Consider the following 21519-nt stretch of genomic DNA (forward strand, 5'->3'; position numbering starts at 1 on the left):
GCGCCCGCCCCGTGCGCAGGGGACTCCCCAGCCAGGACCGCACGTGTGTAGCTTGGGGCGGTCTGAGACCCTGTGAAGGACAGGTCAGCAACCCTTGACACCGGAAGGACGGTCGTGCACATCGTCATCATGGGCTGCGGAAGAGTGGGTTCCGCTCTTGCGCAGACCCTGGAGGAACAGGGGCACACGGTCGCCGTGATCGACCAGGACCCCACCGCCTTCCGCCGCCTGGGCTCCTCGTTCGGCGGCCGCCGGGTCACCGGAGTCGGTTTCGACCAGGACACGCTGCGCGAGGCGGGCATCGAGGAGGCCGGCGCGTTCGCCGCCGTCTCCAGCGGTGACAACTCGAACATCATCGCCGCCCGGGTGGCCCGAGAGATGTTCGGCGTGGAGAACGTGGCGGCCCGTATCTACGACCCCCGCCGCGCCGAGGTCTACCAGCGCCTGGGCATCCCCACCGTCGCCACCGTCCGCTGGACCGCCGACCAGATGCTGCGCCGTCTGCTCCCCTCGGGCGCCGAGCCGCTGTGGCGTGACCCCACCGGTGGGGTCCAGCTCGCCGAGGTGCACGCGTCCACGGCCTGGGTCGGCCACAAGATCAGCAGGCTCCAGGAGGAGACGGGCGTCCGCGTGGCGTTCCTGACCCGGCTCGGCGAGGCGATCCTGCCCACCTCGCAGACGGTGCTGCAGGAAGGCGACCTGGTGCACGTGATGATGCGGACGGACGAGGTCGACAGGGTCGAGGCGGCGTTCGCCAAGGGTCCCGAAGAGGAGGCCGGTCACTGATGAGGGTCGCCATTGCCGGAGCCGGTGCGGTCGGCCGCTCGATCGCGGGCGAGCTGCTGGAGAACGGCCACGAGGTCCTGCTCATCGACAAGGCGCCGACCGCCATCTCGGTCGAGCGGGTCCCGCAGGCGGAGTGGCTGCTCGCCGACGCCTGTGAGATCACGTCCCTGGACGAGGCGGCGCTCCAGCGCTGCAACGTGGTGATCGCCGCGACGGGCGACGACAAGGTCAACCTGGTCGTGTCCCTGCTGGCGAAGACGGAGTACGGCGTCCCGCGCGTGGTCGCCCGCGTCAACAACCCGAAGAACGAGTGGCTGTTCAACGAGGCCTGGGGCGTGGACGTCGCCGTGTCGACGCCCCGCCTGATGTCGGCCCTGGTCGAGGAGGCCGTGAGCGTCGGCGACCTGGTCCGGCTGCTCCGCTTCAGCCACGGTGACGCCAACCTCGTCGAGCTGACCCTGCCGGAGGAGTCGGCCCTGGCCGGCACCCAGGTCGGTGACGTGGAGTGGCCCGAGGACACGTCCCTGGTCACCATCATCCGCGGCACGCGTGTGCTGACCCCGACCCGGGACGACTCCCTGGAGGCGGGCGACGAGCTGCTGTTCGTGGCGGCGCAGGCCCGCGAGGAACAGCTCGAGGACCTGCTGTCGGTACGGCGGGAGGACACGCCGGGCTGAGCGGCACCGACCACGCCGAGGGGCGCCCTGAGCACTCAGGGCGCCCCTTCGACTCCGGCCCCCTCGCCTCAGGGCGGCCCTTGGATGCTCAGCTTTCGGCCTGACGCCCAGCTCTCGCCCGACGCTCAGCTCTCGCCCGACGCTCAGCGCCCGACTCGGAAGCTCAGCGCTCGGCTCCGCCCCTCAGCGCTCGGCTCCGCCCCTCAGCGCTCGACTCGGACCCTCAGCACTCGGCCCGACGCTCAACGCTCGGCTCGGACTTCAGCGCTCGACTCGGACCCTCAGCACTCGACTCGAACTCGCTCAGCGTCCGCTCGGACCCTGAGCACTCGACCCGGACCCTCAACACTCGACCCGGACCCTCAGCACTCGGCCCGACGCTCAACGCTCGGCTCGGACCTCAGCGCTCGACTCGGACCCTCAGCACGCGGCCCGGACGCTCAGCGATCCGCTCGGACCCTCAGCACTCGGCCCGGACGCTCAGCACTCGACCCGGACCCTCAACGCTCGACTCGAACGCTCAGCACTCGACCCGACGCTCGGCACTCGACCCGACGCTCAAGCGCCCGGCCCGACGCTCAGCTCTCGGCCGAGCGGGACGCGGCGTCCCGCTCCGTCTTCCCCGCCGCGGCCTCCCGCTCCGCCTTCTCCGCCGCCTCCATCTCCGCGAACACGTCGATCGGCGCGGGCGCCTTCGCCAGGAAGACCCACGTCAGCCACACCGCGAGCAGGAACGGCGGGATCTTCAGGGCGACCAGCACCCAGCCGAGCTGGGTCGTGTCCGCCCACCAGTACAGCGGGAAGAGGATCGCGCACTTGGCGAGCAGGATCAGGCCCCAGGCCCAACTGGCCTTCGCGTACGCCTTCTTGCGACCCGGGTTACGGGTACGCCAGGAGAGGTTCTCCTTGAAGACCGGGCCGAGGACCAGACCCATCAGCGGCACGCCGCACAGGGTGGTGACGATGTAGGCGAGCCCCAGCCCCAGCGTGTAGAGCATGCCGGGCAGGTAGAAGTCCTTGGCGTTGCCGGTCATCATCGCGAAGACGACACCGAAGGCGACGCCGAAGACACCGCTGAAGGCGTGCTTGACGGTGTCCCTCATCGCCAGCCGGACCACGACCAGGATCAGCGACACGGCCAGCGCTGCGATCGCCGACAGGTGCAGGTCCTTGTCGATCGTGTAGATGGTGACGAAGAGAAGGCCGGGCAGCACCGTCTCGACCATGCCCCGCACCCCGCCGAACGCCTCGAACAGCGCGGCCTCCGTCACCGCCCGGGCATGGTCGGCGGATGAATCTTCGGTCGGCTTGTCGAGTGACGTCACGGGCTACTCCCGTCCGAGGGGTCGGAGTTCGTACTTGGGGTTGAACAGCACCCGGCGGCCCCGGCTCATGGAGATCCGGCCCGATGCGATCAGCTTGCGCCCGGGTTCTATCCCGGTGATGGAGCGCCGGCCGAGCCACACCACGTCCAGCGCGGCGGAGCCGTCGAACAGCTCGGCCTCCAGGGCCGGGACTCCGGCGCGCGGTCGCAGGGTGACCGTGCGCAAGGTACCAGTAACCGTCACGATCTGCCGGTCCTGGCAGTCACCGATCGGTGTGCACCCGGTGGTGTCGGTGTCCTCCCGCAGTTCCTCGGACTCCAGGTCCTCCTGCGACGAGGAGAGCCGGTCGAGCATGCGCCGGAACCGGCCCACCGGCTTCTCGGTACGAGGAACAGCACTCATACCTGAAGCCTACCGGGGCCGGCCCCCCGGCCGGCGTTCCCCCGCACTCCACTCACTCGACTCACTTCTCGAACCGGTACCCCATCCCCGGCTCGGTGATGAAGTGCCGTGGATGCGAGGGGTCCGCCTCCAGCTTCCGCCGCAGCTGCGCCATGTACACACGCAGGTAGTTCGTCTCCGTGCCGTACGACGGCCCCCACACCTCCTGCAACAGCTGCCGCTGCCCCACCAGCCGGCCGGTGTTGCGCACCAGCACCTCCAGCAGGTGCCACTCGGTGGGCGTCAGGCGTACGTCCCTGCCGCCGCGGTGCACCTTCTTCGCGGCCAGGTCGACGGTGAACTCGGGGGTCTCCACCAGTACGTCGCCCTCGCCGGCGGGCTCGGCCCGGCGTACGGCGGCCCCCAGCCGGGCCAGCAGCTCGTCCATGCCGAAGGGCTTGGTGACGTAGTCGTCGGCGCCCGCGTCCAGCGCCTTGACCTTCTCGTCGGGGGAATGCCGGGCGGACAGCACCAGGATCGGCACCCGGGTGCGGCCGCGCAGGCCCCTGACCACCTCGACCCCGTCCAGGTCGGGCAGGCCCAGGTCGAGCACCACCACGTCGGGCTGCCGGTCGGCGGCGAGCCGGAGGGCGGTGGTGCCGTCGGAGGCCGTGTCGACCACGTATGCGCGTGCCCTGAGGTTGATCTCGAGGGCGCGCACGATCTGCACGTCGTCGTCCACCACCAGCACACGGGTCATGAGGCCTGCCTTTCCGGTTCGGGTTCCGGTTCCGTGTGGGGGACGTCCCCGCGGTGGGCGAGGTCGTCGGCCCGCGCGGGGCGTCGCCGTAGCGCTGGAAGGGTTCAAAGATACGTTCCTTCGCCCCGTCGGCGGCGCCGCGTCCGCGGCCGGCCACGGCGTTCCCGACCAGGTTGGCCATCGCCCGCTCCAGCGGCTCCGGGTCCGCGGGGCCGGGCCGAAGCAGTGCGCCAGCTGTTGACGCGACCCTGACGCCCGGGCTCAGTGTTCGACGATCTCCCCGTCGCTCAGCTCCAGCACCCGGTCGGCCAGGTCCAGCAGCGTCGCGTCGTGCGTGGCGACGAGCGCCGTGACCCGCTCCTCGCGCACGACGGCGCGCAGCAGTTCCATCACGGCGTGCCCGGTCTCGGCGTCCAGCTGGCCGGTCGGCTCGTCGGCGATGAGGAGCGCGGGGTGGTTGGCCAGGGCCCGGGCGATCGCGACGCGCTGCTGCTGGCCGCCGGAGAGCTCGCCGGGCCGCTGTGCCGCGTGGTCGGCGAGGCCGACGAGGGACAGCAGCAGCTCGACGCGTTCCTCGCGCTCGCGTGGGTCGGCCCGGCGCAGCCGCAGCGGTACGCCCACGTTCTCGGCGGCCGTCAGGATCGGGATGAGCCCGAAGGACTGGAAGACGAAGCCGACCCGGTCCCGGCGCAGCGCGAGCAGCCCGTCCTCGGTGAGCTCCGCGAGGTCCTGGCCGTCGACGGTGACCCGCCCGCGGTCCGGCGTGTCCAGTCCGCCGACGATGTTGAGCAGCGTGGTCTTGCCGGAGCCCGAGCGGCCCTTGAGGGCCACGAGCTCGCCGCGCGGCACCGCGAAGGAGACGCCGCGCAGCGCGTGGACGGCGGCGGCGCCGGTGCCGTACGCCTTGTGCACGTCCTCGACGCGCACCATGGTCTCGGTGACGACCGGACTCGTCCTCATGTGCCCCTCCCCCGTGGACCGGGCGCCAGTATCGCCGTCCGTGCCCGGCCGCTCAACGCTCGGGCCGGATCTCCCGGGCGTCGGTGCCGTACCGGTGTGCGGGAAGGGGAAGGGCCGCACCCCTCGTGAGGCGCGGCCCGTCCCGTTCTCCGTCTTTCGTTGCCGCGACTAGCGGACCTCGGTGATCTCCGGGCCGCGCTGGAGCTGGCCCATGCCTCCGGCGAAGCGCGAGCCCTCCTCCTGCTGGACGCCCTCGGGGACCATCTGCGCGTCGTTCGGCAGCTTCAGGACGATCGGGTCGCGCGGCGCCATCGGGCCCTCGCCCCGGACCACGACGGTGTCCCGGAAGATCTGCTCCAGCAGGCCGGCCGCCTCCGGCTGGACCGCGCCCTGGCCGGAGATCACGCCCCGCAGGAACCAGCGCGGACCGTCCACACCGACGAACCGCACCACCTGGAAGCCGCCGGTGCCGTCCGGCAGCTGCACCGGCACCTGGGCCCGCAGCTCCCAGCCCAGCGGCCCCTCGACCTCGTCGACGATGCCGCCCTGCTGGGTGATACCGGCCGCGATCTCCTCACGGACCTCGCCCCAGATGCCCTCGCGCTTGGGCGCGGCGAAGGCCTGCAGCTGGATGGCGCTGTCGCGCAGGACGACGGTCGCCGCGACGATCGCGTCGCCGGCGACCTCCACCCGCAGCTCCATGCCGTCGACACCCGGCACGAACAGGCCACCCAGGTCCACCCGGCCCTCGCCGGGGTCGCGGACCTCGGAGCTGTCCCACGGCCCGTCGGGCCGCGGTGCCGGCTCGAGCCTCAGACGCTCGGCCTCCGCTTCCTCCGCCTCAGTGTCGACACCGTCGACGACCTGCTCGGCCTCGCCGGCCGCGTCCTCGGCGGCACCCTTCTTCTTGCGACGTCCGAACACGTCACTGTCCTTCCCGGTCGGATACGACCGAAGCGTATCGATTCCCACCCGTCCGGCCGCCCAGGGCGGCCTGACCGCTTGTGCCGCTCGTCCCGCCCACGGCGGCATGGCCGCCGGTGGACCCGAAGCCCCCCTCGGCCCGCGCCGAGTCGGGAAGCTCCGCGACCTCGTGGAAGCGGACCCTCTCGACCTGCTGGACGACCAGTTGGGCAATCCGGTCGAAGCGCTCGAACCGCACGGGCTCGCGCGGGTCGAGATTCACCACGATCACCTTGATCTCCCCACGGTACCCGGCATCAACCGTCCCCGGTGCATTCACGAGGGCGACGCCGCAGCGGGCGGCCAGGCCGGAACGCGGATGCACGAAGGCCGCGTACCCCTCCGGCAGGGCCACGGACACCCCCGTGGGCAGAACGGCCCGTTCACCGGGCCCGAGTTCGCACGGCACGGTGGTGCGCAGATCGGCTCCCGCGTCACCGGGATGCGCGTACGCCGGAAGCGGTACGTCCGGGTCGACGCGCTGCACGAGCACGTCAAGAGGTTGACGCGGCCCCTGACCTCCGGGGCTCGGGGAGCCGGCGGGGCTGTCGGGGCTCACGGGTTCACCTCGAAGGCGCGGGCCCGACGGACCTGGTCCGGGTCGTTCATGGCGGCCTGGATCTCCTCCTGGCGGCCGTGGTCGACGAAGTGGTCGACCTTGACCTCGATGAAGAGGGCGTCGGCGCGCACGGCGACGGGCCCGTCGGGGCCGCCGACGCGTCCGGTGGCGGTCGAGTAGATCTTCCGCCCGGCCACCGCCGTCACTTCCGCCTCCAGGAACAGCGTGGTGCCGACGGGCACGGGGCGGACGAAGTCGGTCTCCAGCCGCCCGGTCACCGCGATGGTGCGCAGCAGCCAGTTCAGCGAGCCGAGGGTCTCGTCCAGCGCGCTGGCCAGCACCCCGCCGTGCGCCAGCCCGGGAGCGCCCTGGTGGGCGGGCTGCACGGTGAACTCGGCGGTCAGCGACACGCCTTCGCCGGCGCGCGCCTGAAGATGCAGCCCGTGGGGCTGCTCGCCGCCGCAGCCGAAGCACTGGGAGTAGTGGGCGCCCAGGAGCTCACCGGGTGCGGGAGCGTCCGGGTGCCGCACCGGCTGCACGGCGTCGGGCGGAGGCTGAAGCGCTGCGGATGTACCACTCACAGCCGCAGACCTTACCCGCGCGTCGGCCGGTTCCGGACACCGTGCCAAGCTTGGCCCATGCAGCTCTCCGCCACCCCGTACGAAGAACGCCTCACCGCCCCCCGCTCCTGGTGGCTGGTCTCCTTCCTGGTGGGCGTCTCGCTGGCCCTGATCCTGCTGCCGTTCGGCACCCTGCCGATGCTCGGCGGTCTGGCCGCCGGCACCGCGGCCGCGGCGGTCGTGGCCAGTTCGTACGGCTCGGTACGGATCCGGGTGGTCAACGGTCTGCTGATCGCGGGCGAGGCGAGGATCCCGGTGTCGGCGCTGGGCGAGGCGGAGGTCCTGGACGCCGAGGAGGCGCGCGCCTGGCGCACCTACAAGGCCGACACGCGCGCTTTCCTGCTGCTGCGCGCCTACATCCCCACGGCCCTGCGCGTGACGGTCACGGACCCCGACGACCCGACGCCGTACCTGTACCTGTCGACCCGTGAGCCGGAGCGGCTGGCGGAGGCCCTGAAGGCCGCGCGGGACGCCGCGTAGCCCGGGCGGGCTTCATCTCTCGCGTGGGTCGCCCCGCTCGGGGCGTTCGAACTCCTTGATCGCGTCCTCGGTGACCGCGTCCATGTCCAGGGGGTCCGCCGGGCGCTCCAGGGCGGGCAGCTCGGGCAGCGCGTCCCACGGCACCTGCATGGTGCGCAGGTCGTCGCGGACGCGGGCGGCGAGTTTCCTGGTGTCGCGGCGGTTCATGGCCGCGCCGACGGCCGCTCCCACCAGGAACGGCATCAGGTTGGGCAGGTTGCGGACCATCCGCTTCATGATCCGCTGCCGCAGCTCGCGCTTCATGCGGCTGTTCAGGGCGGCGCTCACCGTGGACGGCTTGGTGGCGTCGATGCCGCGCTCCTCCGTCCAGGCGTTGAGGTACGCGGTGCTGCGCTGCCTGAGGGTGCCGGGCGGGCGTACGCCGTAGACCTCGTGGAGTTCGGCGATCAGCTTCAGTTCGACCGCCGCGACCCCGGTGACCTCGGCGGCCAGTTCCGCCGGCATCGCGGGCGGCACGGGCAGCGCCGCCGCCGCACCGACTCCCGCCCCGACCGCGGCGGTCGCCCTGACCGCACCGGCCACGAGCTTGTCGGCGAGCTCCTCGGGCCCGAGGCCGGGGAACTGCCGGCGCAGCGTCGCCAGATCGCGTACGGGAACCCGCGGGGCGAGTTCGATGATCCGGTCGGCGAGGTACCCCAGCCCGGCCTTCATCCGGGCACCGCCCCTGCGGGCGTTGTGCCGTGCCTTCTGCCGGAACACGGCCGCCCTGCCTCGGGCGGCCGGTGCGGTGACCTCCACGGACGCCGGGAGGTCACCCCGGCCGGCTGCCGGTTCGAGCGAGGCCGCCCCCGTGCCGGTTGCGCCCCGCTCGTCGTCACGCGCGCCGTGCTGTGGGCCGTCCTGCGGCCCCTTGTCCGCTCTCCACAGGGAGAAGCGGCGCTTCCTAGGAGGGGTCGAGCCAGTCACGGCCGACCCGCCCTCAGTCGCAGTCGCGGCAGATCGGCTGACCGTTCTTCTCCCGGGCCAGCTGGCTGCGGTGGTGCACCAGGAAGCAGCTCATGCACGTGAACTCGTCCTGCTGCTTCGGCAGCACCCGGACGGCCAGCTCCTCGTTCGAGAGGTCCGCGCCGGGCAGTTCGAGGCCTTCCGCGGCCTCGAACTCGTCGACGTCCACGGAAGAGGCCGACTTGTCGTTCCGCCGAGCCTTCAGCTCTTCGAGGCTGTCCGAGTCGACGTCGTCGTCGGTCTTGCGTGGAGTGTCGTAGTCGGTTGCCATGTCGCTCTCCCCCTCTGGGTGTCTGCGGTGTCTCCAGCGCACGTAACGCGTGAGAGGCCGGACTTGTGCCCGACCCGAGGCGGAGATTTTGCCTCACATCAAGGTCTGTTACTCAATCGACACCCAACCGGACTCCCCATGAGTGATCGGCTTGGATGGCGATGCGGACCGTACACGGTCCTGATGCCGCACTTCAAAGGCGTCTCACCGTGTACTTCCCGTGATCAAGCCTGTCGAAAACCGGGATTTTCCCGGCCTTCCGGCGGCCCGCATGATCACGGAGAGTGGATGGCCGGAAATTCGCCCCTGTGATCGATCACACACGGCTACCCCTGTCCGCCCGCCCGGAAATTCCGCGCAGAGCGAACAAAACATCGGTGGTCGCGGTGATCGCGCCCATGATCTCAGATCGGCAGCGTGACGCGCATGACCAGCCCACCCCCCTCCCGCGGCTGGGCGTAGATGTGCCCGCCGTGTGCCCGGGCCACGGAGCGGACGATGGACAGACCCAGGCCGACGCCCTTGTCGCTGCCCGTCCGCTCGGTGCGCAGCCGCCGGAACGGCTCGAAGAGGTTGTCGATCTCGTAGGCGGGCACGACCGGCCCCGTGTTGGACACCACCAGGACCGCCTGGCCGTGCTGGACGTCGGTGGTCACCTCGACCCAGCCGTGGTCGGCGATGTTGTAGCGCACCGCGTTCTGCACGAGGTTGAGCGCGATCCGCTCCAGCAGCACGCCGTTGCCCTGGACCACCGCCGCTCTGCGCTCCCCGCGGATCTTCACGCCCTTGGCCTCCGCCTCGGCGTGCACCTGGTCGATGGCCTGGGCAGCGACCTCGGCGAGGTCCACCGGCTTGCGCTCGACGATCTGGTTGTCGCTGCGGGCGAGCAGCAGCAGGCCCTCCACGAGCTGCTCGCTGCGCTCGTTGGTGGCCAGCAGGGTCTTGCCGAGCTGCTGGAGCTCCACCGGCGCCTTCGGGTCGGACAGGTGCACCTCGAGCAGGGTGCGGTTGATCGCCAGCGGGGTGCGCAGCTCGTGCGAGGCGTTGCCGACGAAGCGCTGCTGGGCGGTGAAGGCCCGCTGCAGCCGCTCCAGCATGTCGTCGAAGGTGTCGGCCAGCTCCTTGAACTCGTCGTCCGGGCCGTCCAGCTCGATCCGGCGGGACAGGTCCGAGCCCGCCACCGCGCGGGCGGTACGGGTGATCCGGCCGAGCGGCGACAGCACCCGCCCGGCCATCGCGTAGCCGAAGGCGAAGGCGATGATCGCCAGGCCGAGCAGGGTCAGCAGCGAGCGGCTGAGCAGGTTGTCCAGGGCGTGCTGGCGCTGCTCGTTCACGCACTCGTTCAGCGCGTGGTTGAGCTCGTCGGCGGGCAGCGAGGTGGTGCCGAGGTTGCAGGTCTCGCTGGAGACCCGGCTGCCCGAGAGGATCTGGAAGGGCAGGTCGCTGCCGACGTTGAGCGCGTTCGCCGCGAACAGGTAGATGATCGACAGCAGCAGGATGCCGGCGATCAGGAACATGCCGCCGTACAGCAGCGTGAGCCTTATGCGGATGGTCGGGCGCAGCCACGGGAAGGACGGCGCCGGCCTGCGCGGGTCCCAGGTGGGCTTCGGGGGCGCCTGCGGGGGCACGGGGGTGGCGGCCACGGGGGATCAGATCCGGTAGCCGGAGCCGGGGACGGTGACGATGACCGGCGGCTCTCCCAGCTTGCGGCGCAGCGTCATCACGGTCACCCGCACCACGTTGGTGAACGGGTCGGTGTTCTCGTCCCACGCCTTCTCCAGCAGCTGCTCCGCGGAGACCACCGCGCCCTCGCTGCGCATGAGCACCTCCAGCACGGCGAACTCCTTCGGCGCGAGCTGCACCTCCCGGCCGTCGCGGAAGACCTCGCGGCGATTCGGGTCGAGCTTGATCCCGGCGCGCTCCAGCACGGGCGGCAGCGGCACGCTGGTCCGCCGTCCCAGAGCACGCACGCGTGCGATGAGCTCGCTGAAGGCGAAGGGCTTGGGCAGGTAGTCGTCGGCGCCGATCTCCAGGCCCTCGACACGGTCGCTGACGTCACCGGACGCCGTGAGCATCAGCACGCGCGTGGGCATGCCGAGCTCGACGATCTTGCGGCAGACGTCGTCGCCGTGCACGAGCGGGAGGTCGCGGTCGAGGACGACCACGTCGTAGTCGTTGACGCCGATGCGCTCCAGGGCGGCCGCACCGTCGTACACGACGTCGACGGCCATGGCCTCCCGGCGCAGTCCGGTGGCCACCGCATCGGCGAGCAGCTGCTCGTCCTCGACGACGAGTACGCGCACGTCGCTAGTCCTTCCTCAAGTCCACCCGCGTAGCGCTTGCGGCGCGTGCGCGAGCAGGGGTGTGCGTGGGTGTGTTGACCTCCATCCTGCCCTTTTCAGCCATAAGTCGGCAGTAAGGCGGTGAGCGGTGGGTGACCTGTCGGGGTCCGCGCGGTGGCGGTGGGGGGCGGAACCGGGGAATAGGAGATTTTCTCGAGCGGTTGAGGTTTCCGCGAAAGGGAGCGGGGGGAGGACGGCTTTACACCCCGCGATCACGCTCTGCTTGTACCGCACCACCATGCGGTGCGGCCGCGGTCCGCTTCCGCAGAGCGGGCGTGGGTGTCCGGCACCGTCGCCGCCCGGCCGAGCGGCGCTGGGCATCCACCGGAGACGTGATCGTCCCTTCACACGGCACACCCCCGTGCCATCGACCCACGACCCAGGACGAGGGGGCGCAGCATGGACGCATTCACCGCAGGACTTCTGCAGCGCATAAGGGCGACCGAGTCCGATCTGTCCCGGGCTCGCGACGAGGGCGACGAGTTCCTCGTCGAGGTGGAGCAGGGCGAACTCGACGACCTGCGCCGCCTCGCCGCCGAGCACGGTGTGGAGGTCACCGCGTAACAGCGTCTGATCAGCTCGTGGGAAGCGGGCCCCGGCGAATCAAGCGCCGGGGCCCGCTTTTCGCGGCTTCGTCAGTCGTGCCACGCTCCGAAGTCCTCCAGGAGCCTTTGGAGGGGCTCGAAGACGCCCGGGGTGCCCGCGACCGTCAGGTCGCGTGAGGGGCGCTGTGTGGGGCGTCCACCGGTCAGCGCGCCCGCCTCCCGGGCGATCAGGTCGCCCGCCGCGTAGTCCCAGGGGTGCAGGCCGCGCTCGTAGTAGCCGTCGAGGCGGCCCGCGGCCAGGTCGCACAGGTCGACCGCGGCCGAACCGCCGCGCCGGATGTCCCGCACCAGCGGGATCAGCCGGTGGGCGACCTCCGCCTGGTGGGCACGCACCTCGGTGACGTAGTTGAAGCCGGTGGAGACCAGCGCCTGGTCCAGCGGCGCGGCGGGGCGGCAGGACAGCCTGCGCTCGCCGTCCCACGCCCCGGTGGCCCAGGCGCCGCCCCCGCGCACCGCGTGGTAGGTCTCGCCGCGCAGCGGAGCCGCGACGACGGCCACGACGGTCTCGCCGTCCTGCTCGGCGGCGATGGAGACGGCCCAGGTGGGCAGCCCGTACAGGTAGTTGACGGTGCCGTCGAGCGGGTCGATGACCCAGCGGACGCCGCTGGAGCCCTCGGTGGCGGCGCCCTCCTCGCCGAGGAAGCCGTCGTCCGGGCGGTGCTCGGCGATCAGGCCGGTGATCAGCTTCTCCGCCGCGATGTCCATCTCGGTGACGACGTCGATGGGGCTGGACTTGGTCGCGGCGACCTCGAGGTCGGCCGGGCGGCCGTCCCGCAGCAGCTCGCCCGCGCGGCGGGCCGCCTCACGGGCGAGCTCGAGCAGGTCCGAGTGGAGGGGGTCGGTCACGGCGCTCCTCACGCGTAGGGGCTGTCGGCGCCCGCGGCGGCGGGCCGCGGGGCGCGGGCCGGGCAGCAGCCGGCCGGGCAGAGGTGGTGGCTCGGGCCCAGGGCGCCCAGGGCGCACGGTGTCACCTGCTGCCCGCGCTCCGCCGCGGCACGCTCCAGCACCAGCTCGCGGACGGCCGCGGCGAACCTGGGGTCGGCGCCCACGGTGGCCGAGCGGCGCATCGGCAGGCCCAGCGCCTGGGCCTTTGCCTTGGCCTCCGTGTCGAGGTCGTACAGGACCTCCATGTGGTCGGAGACGAAGCCGATGGGCGCGATCACCACGGCCGGGACGCCGGCGGCGTGCCGCTCCTCGAGGTGGTCGCAGATGTCCGGCTCCAGCCACGGGATGTGCGGGGCGCCGGAGCGGGACTGGTAGACGAGCTGCCAGGGGTGGTCGACACCGGTGCGCTCGCGTACCGCGTCGGCGATCACCCGCGCCACGTCCAGGTGCTGCCTGACGTACGCGCCGCCGTCGCCGTGCTCGCCGGCCGGGCCGGAGGTGTCGGCGGCGGCGGTCGGGATCGAGTGGGTCGAGAAGGCGAGGTGGGCGCCGTCCCGGGCGTCCTCGGGGAGCTCGGCGAGGGCCCGGACCACCCCGTCGATCATGGGCTCCAGGAAGCCCGGGTGGTTGAAGTAGTGCCGCAGCTTGTCGACCTTCGGCAGCTCAAGGCCCTCCTGCTCCAGGGTCGCGAGCGCGTCGGCGAGGTTCTCGCGGTACTGGCGGCAGCCCGAGTACGAGGCGTAGGCGCTGGTGGCGAGCACCAGGATGCGGCGGCGGCCGTCGCGGACCATGTCGCGCAGGGTGTCGGTCAGGTACGGGGCCCAGTTGCGGTTGCCCCAGTAGACCGGCAGGTCGAGGCCGTGCTCGGCGAAGTCCTTGCGCAGGGCGTCCAGCAGGGCGCGGTTCTGGTCGTTGATGGGGCTGACCCCGCCGAACAGGAAGTAGTGCTCCCCCACTTCCTTCAGGCGTTCCTTCGGGATGCCGCGCCCGCGCGTGACGTTCTCCAGGAACGGGATCACGTCGTCCGGGCCCTCCGGGCCGCCGAACGAGAGCAGCAGGAGGGCGTCGTAGGGGGTGGCGTCCTGGGGGGTGGCATCGAGCACGTCTGGCATGGCTCGATCCTGCCACCCGGCGCCGACAGCCGGGAAACGGCCCGGTGACGAGCGGAGTCACAGCCGGATCCAGTGGTGCGCCGCAGGGGGCGGCACGTAAGCTGTATGTCCGGCGTTCACGCCTTACTCAGCCGTTCGGGAGACCCGTTGCCCAGCCCTTACCGCGCCCTGTTCGCCGTCCCCGGCACCAAGGGTTTCTCGGCCGCCGGTTTCCTCGGCCGGATGCCGCTGTCGATGATGGGCATCGGCGTCGTCACGATGATCTCCCAGCTCACCGGCCGGTACGGGCTGGCCGGCGCGCTGTCGGCCACCATCGCGCTGTCCGCGGCGGTGGCCGGCCCGCAGGTCTCCCGGCTGGTGGACCAGTACGGGCAGCGGCGGGTGCTGCGCCCGGCGACCCTGCTGTCGCTCGCCGCCGCGGCCGGGCTGCTGCTCGCCGCGCACTACGGGTGGCCGGACTGGGTGCTGTTCGTGTGCTGCGTGGGCATCGGCTGCGTGCCGAGCGTCGGGGCGATGATCCGGGCCCGCTGGGCGGCCCTGTACCGGGGCACGCCGCAGCTGCACACCGCGTACTCCTTCGAGTCCGTGGTGGACGAGGTGTGCTTCATCGTCGGGCCGATCATCTCCATCGGCCTGTCCACCGCCTGGTTCCCGGAGGCCGGTCCGCTGCTGGCGGCGTGCTTCCTGGCGGCCGGGGTGTTCTGGCTGACCGCGCAGCGCGCCACCGAGCCCGAGCCGCACCCGCGCGGGAGCAGCGGCGGGAGCAGCGCGCTGCGCTCCCGTGGCCTGCGGGTTCTGGTGCTGACCTTCGTGGCGACCGGGGCGATCTTCGGAGCCGTGGACGTGGTCACGGTGGCCTTCGCCGAGGAGCGCGGGCACAAGGCCGCCGCGAGTGTGGTGCTCGCCCTGTACGCGGCGGGATCCTGCGTGGCCGGAGCCGTGTTCGGGCTGCTGCGCTTCGCCGGGGCACCGGAACGTCGCTGGCTTCTGGGCGTATGTGCGATGGCCGTGAGTATGATCCCCCTCCTACTGGTCGGAAACTTGCCGTTCCTGGCCGTGGCGCTGTTCGTTGCGGGTCTGTCCATCGCTCCTACGATGATCACGACCATGTCCCTCATCGAAGAGCACGTACCGCGCGCGCAGTTGACCGAGGGCATGACCTGGGTGAGCACCGGGCTCGCCATCGGGGTGGCGCTCGGCTCCGCTGTGGCCGGCTGGGTCATCGACGCGGCCGGGGCGCGCGCCGGGTACGGGGTTCCGGCGGTCGCCGGGGCCGTCGCGGTCGCGGTGGGTTTCCTCGGGTACCGCCGGCTCAAGCGGCCGGCTCCGGGTCGGGGAGGCTCCGTTGGGCAGCACAGCGAGCGGGAACAACGGCACATGGCGTAACTGGGGCGGCAACGTCCGCGCGCGTCCCGCGCGGCAGGTCACTCCCGCCTCCGTCGACGAACTGGCCGAGGCGGTGCGCAAGGCGGCCGAGGACGGCCTGAGGGTGAAGGCGGTCGGCACCGGCCACTCCTTCACGTCCATCGCGGCCACCGACGGGCTGCTGGTACGCCCTCAGCTGCTGACGGGCATCCGCAGTATCGACCGCGAGAACATGACCGTCACGGTCGAGGCCGGCACCCCGCTGAAGAGGCTCAACGTGGCCCTCGCGCGGGAGGGCCTGTCGCTGACCAACATGGGCGACATCATGGAGCAGACGGTCTCCGGGGCCACCAGTACCGGCACGCACGGCACGGGCCGCGAGTCGGCCTCGATCGCCGCCCAGATCACGGCCCTGGAGCTGGTCACCGCCGACGGTTCGGTCCTGACCTGCTCGGAGAAGGAGAACCCGGACGTCTTCGCGGCGGCCCGGATCGGCCTCGGCGCGCTCGGCATCGTCACCGCGATCACGTTCGCCGTGGAGCCGATCTTCCTGCTGACGGCCCGCGAGGAGCCCATGCCGCTGGAGAGGGTCCTCGCCGACTTCGACGAACTCTGGGCCGAGAACGAGCACTTCGAGTTCTACTGGTTCCCGCACACCGGCAACACCAACACCAAGCGGAACAACCGCAGCCTGGGCCCGGAGCAGCCGGTGCCGCAGCTCAAGGGCTGGTTCGAGGACGAGTTCCTCTCCAACGGCGTCTTCCAGGTGGCCAACTGGGTGGGCCGGGCGGTGCCCGCCACCATCCCCGGCATCGCGCAGATCTCCAGCAAGGCCCTGTCCGCCCGCACCTACACGGACATTCCGTACAAGGTCTTCACCTCGCCGCGCCGGGTGCGGTTCGTGGAGATGGAGTACGCCGTTGCGCGCGAGGCCGTCGTCGACACGCTGCGCGAACTCAAGGCCATGGTCGACCGGTCGGACCTGCGCGTCAGCTTCCCGGTGGAGGTGCGCACCGCCCCGGCCGACGACATCACGCTCTCCACGGCGTCGGGCCGCGACAGCGCGTACATCGCCGTGCACATGTTCCGGGGTACGCCCTATCAGCGGTACTTCACCGCCGCCGAGCGCATCTTCACGGCGCACGAGGGGCGGCCGCACTGGGGCAAGGTGCACACCCGGGACGCCGAGTACTTCTCCCGGGTCTATCCCCGTTTCGGCGAGTTCACCGCCCTGCGGGACCGCCTCGACCCGGACCGGCGGTTCCAGAACGACTACCTGCGCAGGGTTCTCGGGGCGTAGCGGCGCGTGAAGTTCCCCACGTTCAAGATCGGTGAACGAGGGCAGGAGGCGGCCGAGTCCCGCCTCTTGCCAGAAGTCCGGCGGCGTGCCGATCCACGCACATGGCCCGAATGGAGTACTGTTGCGAGCCCTGGGTCCGGTCTCCCGCCAGGGTGTACGGGGCCTTGAAGGACCGCCGGGAGGGGGCTAGTTGCACAGGGTGACGGAGTTGGTCACTTAGCGTTGCGAATAGGTAACCGTGCCATAACGGCGATCCAGGGCCCACGCCCGACACGCCGGGCAACTCGGCAAGGTTGTGGCAGGCTGCACCCGGGCAGGCCACACTCGACTAGCGGAAGCAGCGACGCACGTGACGTCGGCAGGCACCACCCGGGAGGTCCCCATGCCCGAACTGCGTGTCGTGGCCGTCTCGAATGACGGCACACGGCTGGTGCTGAAGGCTGCGGACAGCACGGAGTACACGCTGCCGATCGACGAACGCCTGCGCGCCGCCGTGCGCGGCGACCGTCCCCGCCTCGGCCAGATCGAGATCGAGGTGGAGAGCCATCTCCGCCCCCGCGACATCCAGGCGCGTATACGAGCAGGCGCGACCGCGGAAGAGGTCGCGCAGCTGGCCGGCATCCCCGTCGACCGCGTACGGCGCTTCGAGGGTCCCGTGCTCGCCGAGCGCGCCTTCATGGCCGAGCGGGCCCGCAAGACCCCCGTGCGCCGCCCCGGGGAGAACTCCGGGCCACCGCTGGGCGAGGCCGTGCAGGAACGGCTGCTGCTGCGCGGCGCGGAGAAGGACACCGTCCAGTGGGACTCCTGGCGCCGCGACGACGGCACCTGGGAGGTCCTGCTGGTCTACCGGGTCGCGGGCGAACCGCACTCGGCGAGCTGGACGTACGACCCGCCCCGGCGGCTCGTCCAGGCCGTCGACGACGAGGCGCGCTCGCTGATCGGCGAGTCCGACGACCTCGGCGCGCCCGAGCCCAGCTTCCCATTCGTGCCGCGCATCGCCCGGCTGCCGCGCGACCGTCCGCTGGACCGTTCCGCCGACCGGGACCGGCCGAGCCTGCCCGCGCCGGCCTCGGAGCCGGCCGAGGAGAGCGCGAGCGAACGGGACTCGCTGACCAGTCTGCTGGAGGCGGTGCCCAGCTTCCGGGGCGACCTGGTGGTGCCGGAGCGCCCGGCGGAGTCCGCCGAGGAGCCGGACGAAACCGAGCCCGAGGCGGAGGAGCCCCCGGCGCCCGCGGCGTCGGCGGGTTCCGCCTACGCGGACGTCCTCATGCCGCGCTCCGTCGGCAGCCACCGCGACCGCCTCATCGGCGCGACCGACCGGCAGGCGGAGGCCGACGGCGTCCGTCCGGGCCGCCGTGCGGCCGTGCCCAGCTGGGACGAGATCGTCTTCGGCACCCGGCGGAAGAAGCAGGAGTAGCCGCCCGTACGGCTGTGTCGTGGTGCGGGGGCCTCACCGGCTGGTGAGGCCCCTGCCGCGCTACTGGGGGTCCGGCCCCACGGCCACCGGCCGCCCGGGATCCGCCACCCACTCCGACCACGACCCCACGTACAGGGCCGCCGGAATTCCCGCCACCGCGAGCGCCAGGACCTCGTGCGCAGCCGAGACGCCCGACCCGCAGTACACCCCGACCCGCGCCTCCTCGGACACCCCGAGGCCCTTGAAGCGGGCCCGCAGTTCCTCCGCGGGCAGGAAACGCCCGTCCGCGCCGACGTTCTCGTGCGTGGGGGCCGACACCGCTCCGGGGATGTGCCCGCCCACCGGGTCGATCGGCTCCACCTCGCCGCGGTACCGCTCCCCGGCCCGCGCGTCCAGCAGCACGCCCGAGCGCGCCAGCGCCGCCGCACCGTCCGCGTCGAGCAGCCCCGACTGTCCGGGCACCGGCTCGAAGTCGCCCTCGGCGGGCGTGGGCACCTCCACCGACAGCGGCCCCCGCCAGGCCGGCAACCCGCCGTCCAGGACCCGCACGTCCGGGTGACCCGTCCAGGTCAGCAGCCACCAGGCACGGGCGGCCGCCCAGCCCTGGCCCCCGTCGTAGACGACCACGGGACGCCGGGGCGACACGCCCGCCCGGCGCATCGCGGCGCCGAACCGCCCGAGGTCGGGCAGCGGGTGCCGGCCGGCCGGGCCCGGCGCGGAGGCCAACTCGCTGTCCAGGTCGATGTAGACGGCGCCGGGAAGGTGCCCGGCCCGGTACGCGGCCCGCCCGTCGAAGGGCGGCTCGCCGGCCGCCCTGGCCGCGCTGAGCTGCCAGCGGACGTCGAGCAGGACGGGCGGGTTCTCGCCCGCCAGAGCGCTCGCGAGGTCGGTTGCGGAGATGATGGCGTTCATGGCCCCCATCCTCGCGCAGCGGGGTGGCCGGGACGGCCCGGTCCGGCTACTCTGCTCGGCCGGACAGCGCCCTCACGGCCGGTAATGGGCCGGGCACATGCTGTACAGCTGATCGACACATCCCGGCAAGCGTGCCGAAGCGGACACGGAGCCCCGCATCGGGCATTCTCCGGGCAGGGCCGCCACGCGGGGCGTGCCTTGTCACGTGCGGGCGGCGCCACAGCTGGTGCGAGCAGGCGGCACGGGTCCGCAGCGGACGCGACGCGGCCCACGCGAGGGCCGGGAAGAGCACGGCCACCGCGAGGCCGAGAAGAGAGTGACGATGACCGACGCACGGGGGCCCGCCGTCCCGAACGGCGACGCGCGGGCCCGGCACGTGCCCGGCACGCCCTGCTGGGTGAGCCTGATGGTGCACGGGCCTGCCGCGACCCAGGAGTTCTACGGAGCGCTGTTCGGCTGGGAGTTCCAGCCGGGCCCCCAGCATCTCGGTCCGTACCTGCGCGCCCTGCTCGACGGGCGTGAGGTGGCCGGCATCGGCCGGCTGACGCCGGACCGGCACCTGCCCATCGCCTGGACCCCCTACTTCGCCTCCAGGGACGTGGATGTGACGGCGGAAACGGTCCGGCTGTGCGGCGGCACCATCGGGGTGGGCCCGCTGGACGCGGCCGACGCCGGCCGGCTGGCGCTCGGCTCCGACCCGTCGGGCGCCGTGTTCGGCATCTGGCAGGCCGCCGCCCACCTCGGGACCTCCGTCGCGGGCGTGCCCGGCACGCCCGCCTGGAACGAGCTGATGACGTTCGAGTCGGAGACCGTCGCCAAGTTCTACTCGGCGGTGTTCGGTTACGAGCGGGAGCCGGCCGTCTCCACGGACCTCGACTACGTGACCCTGCACCTCGACGGCCGGCCCGTCGCCGGCATCCACGGCAGGGGAGGCTCCCTGCCGCGTGACCGGGGCCCGCACTGGATGACGTACTTCCAGGTCGCCGACACCGACGACGCCGTGGAGCATGTGGTGCACCTGGGCGGTCAGGTCCTCGGGCCGCCGCGCGACAGCTCCCGCGGCCGGGTGGCGACGGTGGCGGACCCGGAGGGGGCGCACTTCGCCCTGGTGAGCCCGCGCTGACCGGCTGCCGGCTCAGCGCCGCGTGGCGCCGGCACACCGCCAGGCAAGCGGCAGCACCCCGGCCGCGGCAGCGATCTTGAGCGCGTCCGTCACCAGGAACGGTGTCACGCCGGTGGCGACGGCCTGCTCGGCGCTCAGGTGGAGGTCCACGGCCAGCCAGGTGGCACCGGCGGCGTAGATCACGGCGTTGCCGAGGGCCATCAGGCCGATGGTGCTCAGCGTCCCGCGGTCGTTGCCGCGGCGGGCCAGCTCGCCGACGAGGGCGGCGGCGAGGACGAAACCCACCAGGTAGCCGAAGCCAGGGCCGCCGAGGCCGTGGCCCTGGCCGGCGAACCAGGGCACGCCGGCGGCGCCCGCTGCCAGATACAGCAGCATGGCCGCCGCCCCGCGCACGGTGCCCAGTGCCGCCCCGGTCAGCAGGACGGCGAGGGTCTGGAGGGTGAAGGGCACGGGACTGAGCGGAGTGGGCACGGAGATCTGGGCGGCGAGACCGGTCAGAGCGGCGCCGCCGGCGATGAGAGCGGTGTCGCGCACGAGCGCCGATCCCGGCAGGCGGTCGGCGAGGACTCCGTGGCGAACAGCCGGGGAGAGGGTGGCGGTTGTCATGGGGGACCTCCGTCGTCTGCACAAGTCACTTGCTGTTCAAAGAAGTTGAGTCTTGGAACTTTCGAAGAACGAGATTCCTTTCGATATGATTCGGCCAGGTTCCCGTCTGCCGTGGTGTCTCGCCCCAGCAGGCCCGGAGGCCTCGGGGGGGTGACGATGACGGTGGGCAGGGAAACGGCGACGACCAGGTCCCGGACGTCGGCACGGCGGTTATGCGCCGGCCCGCACCGCCTGCTGCCCGGACGTCTGCAGATGGCACGAGAGCGCCTCGGCCGTGGCGAGCACCGCCGGGATCAGCCTCAGCGGCTGGAAGTCGCGTTCCCAGGCCACGGCGGCCACGGCCGCGGTGACCACCCCGCGCCCGTCACGGACCGGCGCGGCGACCGCGCTGCTCGTCGTGACGCACATCCCCTCGCCCAGCGCGTATCCCTGACGCCTGACCTGGGCGAGGCAGCGCCGCAGCGCCGCGGCTTCCGTGATCGTGGCCGGGGTGTGCCGCTCGAGGGGGCCGGCGCAGACCTCGTCGCGCACCGCCTGGCTCGCGTGGGCCAGCAGGACCAGCCCCGACGCCGTGGCGTGCAGGGGCAGCCGGCCTCCCATCGAGCTCACCGTCGGGGATCTGTGCGGGTCGTGGAAGACGGACCCCAGGCACAGGCCCTGCAGGCCGTCGCGGATCGTCAGGACCGCGGCGGCGCTGGTCTGCCGGTGCAGCCGCACCAGGTACGGGTGGGCGGTCCGCGCCAGCGACGAGCAGTGCGGGGCGAGGGTGCCCGTCTTCCACAGCCACAGACCGATGCCGTACTTCCCCTCGGCGGTCCGCTCCAGCGCGCCCCATTCCAGCAGCTTGCCCACGATGCGGTGGGCCGTCGCGACGGGGAGGCCGCAGCGCCGGCTGATCTCACTGAGCGTCAGGGTGCGGTGGTGACCGTCGAAGACACTCAGAATGCTGAGCGCGCGATCGAGGACCGAGCGCTCCGGGGGGTCGAGGCGGGTGGTCATCCCGTGTTCTTCCCTTCACCTACACGTCCGGTTGTACCCGTGGGTGCGCGCACCAGGACGCGCCTG

General features: G+C 72.2%; 24 protein-coding genes. 8 read left to right on the plus strand and 16 right to left on the minus strand.

The features are described from left to right. Positions 1 to 114: 114 nt before the first annotated feature. Both AB0K80_RS23400 and AB0K80_RS23405 read left to right on the plus strand, forming a co-directional pair. Complete coding sequence (locus AB0K80_RS23400; RefSeq protein ID WP_365672641.1) at positions 115 to 786, plus strand: TrkA family potassium uptake protein; 672 nt, start codon at positions 115 to 117, stop codon at positions 784 to 786. After that, complete coding sequence (locus AB0K80_RS23405) at positions 786 to 1463, plus strand: TrkA family potassium uptake protein (protein ID WP_365672643.1); 678 nt, start codon at positions 786 to 788, stop codon at positions 1461 to 1463. The genes AB0K80_RS23400 and AB0K80_RS23405 overlap by 1 nt, the downstream gene beginning before the upstream one ends. Before the next feature lie 578 nt (positions 1464 to 2041). Here AB0K80_RS23405 and AB0K80_RS23410 read toward each other — a convergent pair. The 7 genes from AB0K80_RS23410 to AB0K80_RS23440 all read right to left on the minus strand — a co-directional run bounded on the left by AB0K80_RS23410 (position 2042) and on the right by AB0K80_RS23440 (position 6992). After that, positions 2042 to 2788, minus strand: coding sequence for a DUF3159 domain-containing protein (locus AB0K80_RS23410; RefSeq protein WP_365672646.1), 747 nt, complete (start codon positions 2786 to 2788; stop codon positions 2042 to 2044). Between the two features lie 3 nt (positions 2789 to 2791). Beyond that, complete coding sequence (locus tag AB0K80_RS23415; RefSeq protein WP_365672649.1) at positions 2792 to 3190, minus strand: OB-fold nucleic acid binding domain-containing protein; 399 nt, start codon at positions 3188 to 3190, stop codon at positions 2792 to 2794. A gap of 61 nt (positions 3191 to 3251) precedes the next feature. Next, positions 3252 to 3929, minus strand: coding sequence for a response regulator (locus tag AB0K80_RS23420; protein ID WP_365672651.1), 678 nt, complete (start codon positions 3927 to 3929; stop codon positions 3252 to 3254). Between the two features lie 261 nt (positions 3930 to 4190). After that, entirely contained in the window at positions 4191 to 4889 is a 699-nt protein-coding gene (locus AB0K80_RS23425) for an ABC transporter ATP-binding protein (protein ID WP_365672653.1), read from the minus strand. A 168-nt stretch (positions 4890 to 5057) separates the two neighbouring features. Next, positions 5058 to 5813: a DUF3710 domain-containing protein gene (locus AB0K80_RS23430; RefSeq protein WP_365672655.1), complete on the minus strand. Its 756-nt coding sequence runs from the start codon at positions 5811 to 5813 to the stop codon at positions 5058 to 5060. 1 nt (position 5814) lies between these two features. After that, positions 5815 to 6345, minus strand: a complete 531-nt coding sequence (gene dut / locus AB0K80_RS23435; RefSeq protein ID WP_365672657.1) for a dUTP diphosphatase — start codon at positions 6343 to 6345, stop codon at positions 5815 to 5817. Between the two features lie 62 nt (positions 6346 to 6407). Next, positions 6408 to 6992: a PaaI family thioesterase gene (locus AB0K80_RS23440; RefSeq protein ID WP_365672659.1), complete on the minus strand. Its 585-nt coding sequence runs from the start codon at positions 6990 to 6992 to the stop codon at positions 6408 to 6410. A 57-nt stretch (positions 6993 to 7049) separates the two neighbouring features. On the opposite strand from AB0K80_RS23440, the gene AB0K80_RS23445 reads away from it, so the two are divergent. Continuing rightward, positions 7050 to 7511, plus strand: coding sequence for a DUF3093 domain-containing protein (locus AB0K80_RS23445; protein ID WP_365672660.1), 462 nt, complete (start codon positions 7050 to 7052; stop codon positions 7509 to 7511). A 12-nt stretch (positions 7512 to 7523) separates the two neighbouring features. Here the strand turns inward: AB0K80_RS23445 and AB0K80_RS23450 are convergent, their stop codons facing one another. The 4 genes from AB0K80_RS23450 to AB0K80_RS23465 all read right to left on the minus strand — a co-directional run bounded on the left by AB0K80_RS23450 (position 7524) and on the right by AB0K80_RS23465 (position 11090). After that, positions 7524 to 8477, minus strand: a complete 954-nt coding sequence (locus tag AB0K80_RS23450) for a hypothetical protein (protein WP_365672662.1) — start codon at positions 8475 to 8477, stop codon at positions 7524 to 7526. Between the two features lie 13 nt (positions 8478 to 8490). After that, entirely contained in the window at positions 8491 to 8787 is a 297-nt protein-coding gene (locus tag AB0K80_RS23455; RefSeq protein ID WP_043504706.1) for a DUF4193 domain-containing protein, read from the minus strand. Between the two features lie 404 nt (positions 8788 to 9191). Further along, complete coding sequence (locus AB0K80_RS23460) at positions 9192 to 10430, minus strand: HAMP domain-containing sensor histidine kinase (protein WP_365672664.1); 1239 nt, start codon at positions 10428 to 10430, stop codon at positions 9192 to 9194. A 6-nt stretch (positions 10431 to 10436) separates the two neighbouring features. Continuing rightward, positions 10437 to 11090, minus strand: a complete 654-nt coding sequence (locus tag AB0K80_RS23465; protein WP_010353034.1) for a response regulator transcription factor — start codon at positions 11088 to 11090, stop codon at positions 10437 to 10439. A 438-nt stretch (positions 11091 to 11528) separates the two neighbouring features. On the opposite strand from AB0K80_RS23465, the gene AB0K80_RS23470 reads away from it, so the two are divergent. Further along, a complete protein-coding gene (locus tag AB0K80_RS23470; protein WP_365672666.1) occupies positions 11529 to 11693 on the plus strand; it encodes a hypothetical protein in 165 nt (54 codons plus the stop codon). A 71-nt stretch (positions 11694 to 11764) separates the two neighbouring features. Here the strand turns inward: AB0K80_RS23470 and AB0K80_RS23475 are convergent, their stop codons facing one another. Next, positions 11765 to 12580: an inositol monophosphatase family protein gene (locus AB0K80_RS23475; RefSeq protein WP_365672668.1), complete on the minus strand. Its 816-nt coding sequence runs from the start codon at positions 12578 to 12580 to the stop codon at positions 11765 to 11767. Positions 12581 to 12588: 8 nt separating this feature from the next. Next, on the minus strand, positions 12589 to 13731 hold the full coding sequence (locus AB0K80_RS23480; protein WP_365672670.1) for a ferrochelatase: 1143 nt from the start codon (positions 13729 to 13731) through the stop codon (positions 12589 to 12591). Between the two features lie 147 nt (positions 13732 to 13878). Between AB0K80_RS23480 and AB0K80_RS23485 the strand changes: the two genes are divergently transcribed. The 3 genes from AB0K80_RS23485 (at position 13879) to sepH (ending at position 17813) form a co-directional block, all read left to right on the plus strand. After that, complete coding sequence (locus AB0K80_RS23485; RefSeq protein WP_365672672.1) at positions 13879 to 15117, plus strand: MFS transporter; 1239 nt, start codon at positions 13879 to 13881, stop codon at positions 15115 to 15117. Next, on the plus strand, positions 15077 to 16396 hold the full coding sequence (locus AB0K80_RS23490) for a D-arabinono-1,4-lactone oxidase (protein ID WP_365672673.1): 1320 nt from the start codon (positions 15077 to 15079) through the stop codon (positions 16394 to 16396). Before AB0K80_RS23485 ends, AB0K80_RS23490 begins: the two co-directional genes overlap by 41 nt. A gap of 382 nt (positions 16397 to 16778) precedes the next feature. Beyond that, entirely contained in the window at positions 16779 to 17813 is a 1035-nt protein-coding gene (gene sepH, locus AB0K80_RS23495) for a septation protein SepH (RefSeq protein WP_365672675.1), read from the plus strand. Between the two features lie 60 nt (positions 17814 to 17873). Here sepH and AB0K80_RS23500 read toward each other — a convergent pair whose 3' ends face one another. Then, complete coding sequence (locus AB0K80_RS23500; RefSeq protein ID WP_365672677.1) at positions 17874 to 18725, minus strand: sulfurtransferase; 852 nt, start codon at positions 18723 to 18725, stop codon at positions 17874 to 17876. A gap of 322 nt (positions 18726 to 19047) precedes the next feature. On the opposite strand from AB0K80_RS23500, the gene AB0K80_RS23505 reads away from it, so the two are divergent. Next, a complete protein-coding gene (locus tag AB0K80_RS23505; protein ID WP_365672679.1) occupies positions 19048 to 19848 on the plus strand; it encodes a VOC family protein in 801 nt (266 codons plus the stop codon). A 12-nt stretch (positions 19849 to 19860) separates the two neighbouring features. On the opposite strand, the gene AB0K80_RS23510 is transcribed toward AB0K80_RS23505, so the two are convergent. Both AB0K80_RS23510 and AB0K80_RS23515 read right to left on the minus strand, forming a co-directional pair. Continuing rightward, positions 19861 to 20454 (minus strand): biotin transporter BioY, encoded by a 594-nt coding sequence (locus AB0K80_RS23510; RefSeq protein ID WP_365672682.1) that lies wholly within the window; start codon positions 20452 to 20454, stop codon positions 19861 to 19863. 210 nt (positions 20455 to 20664) lie between these two features. Then, positions 20665 to 21453 (minus strand): IclR family transcriptional regulator, encoded by a 789-nt coding sequence (locus tag AB0K80_RS23515; protein WP_365672684.1) that lies wholly within the window; start codon positions 21451 to 21453, stop codon positions 20665 to 20667. Between the last annotated feature and the right edge of the window lie 66 nt (positions 21454 to 21519).

The organism is Streptomyces sp. NPDC052682, from assembly GCF_040678435.1.
GTDB lineage: Bacteria > Actinomycetota > Actinomycetes > Streptomycetales > Streptomycetaceae > Streptomyces.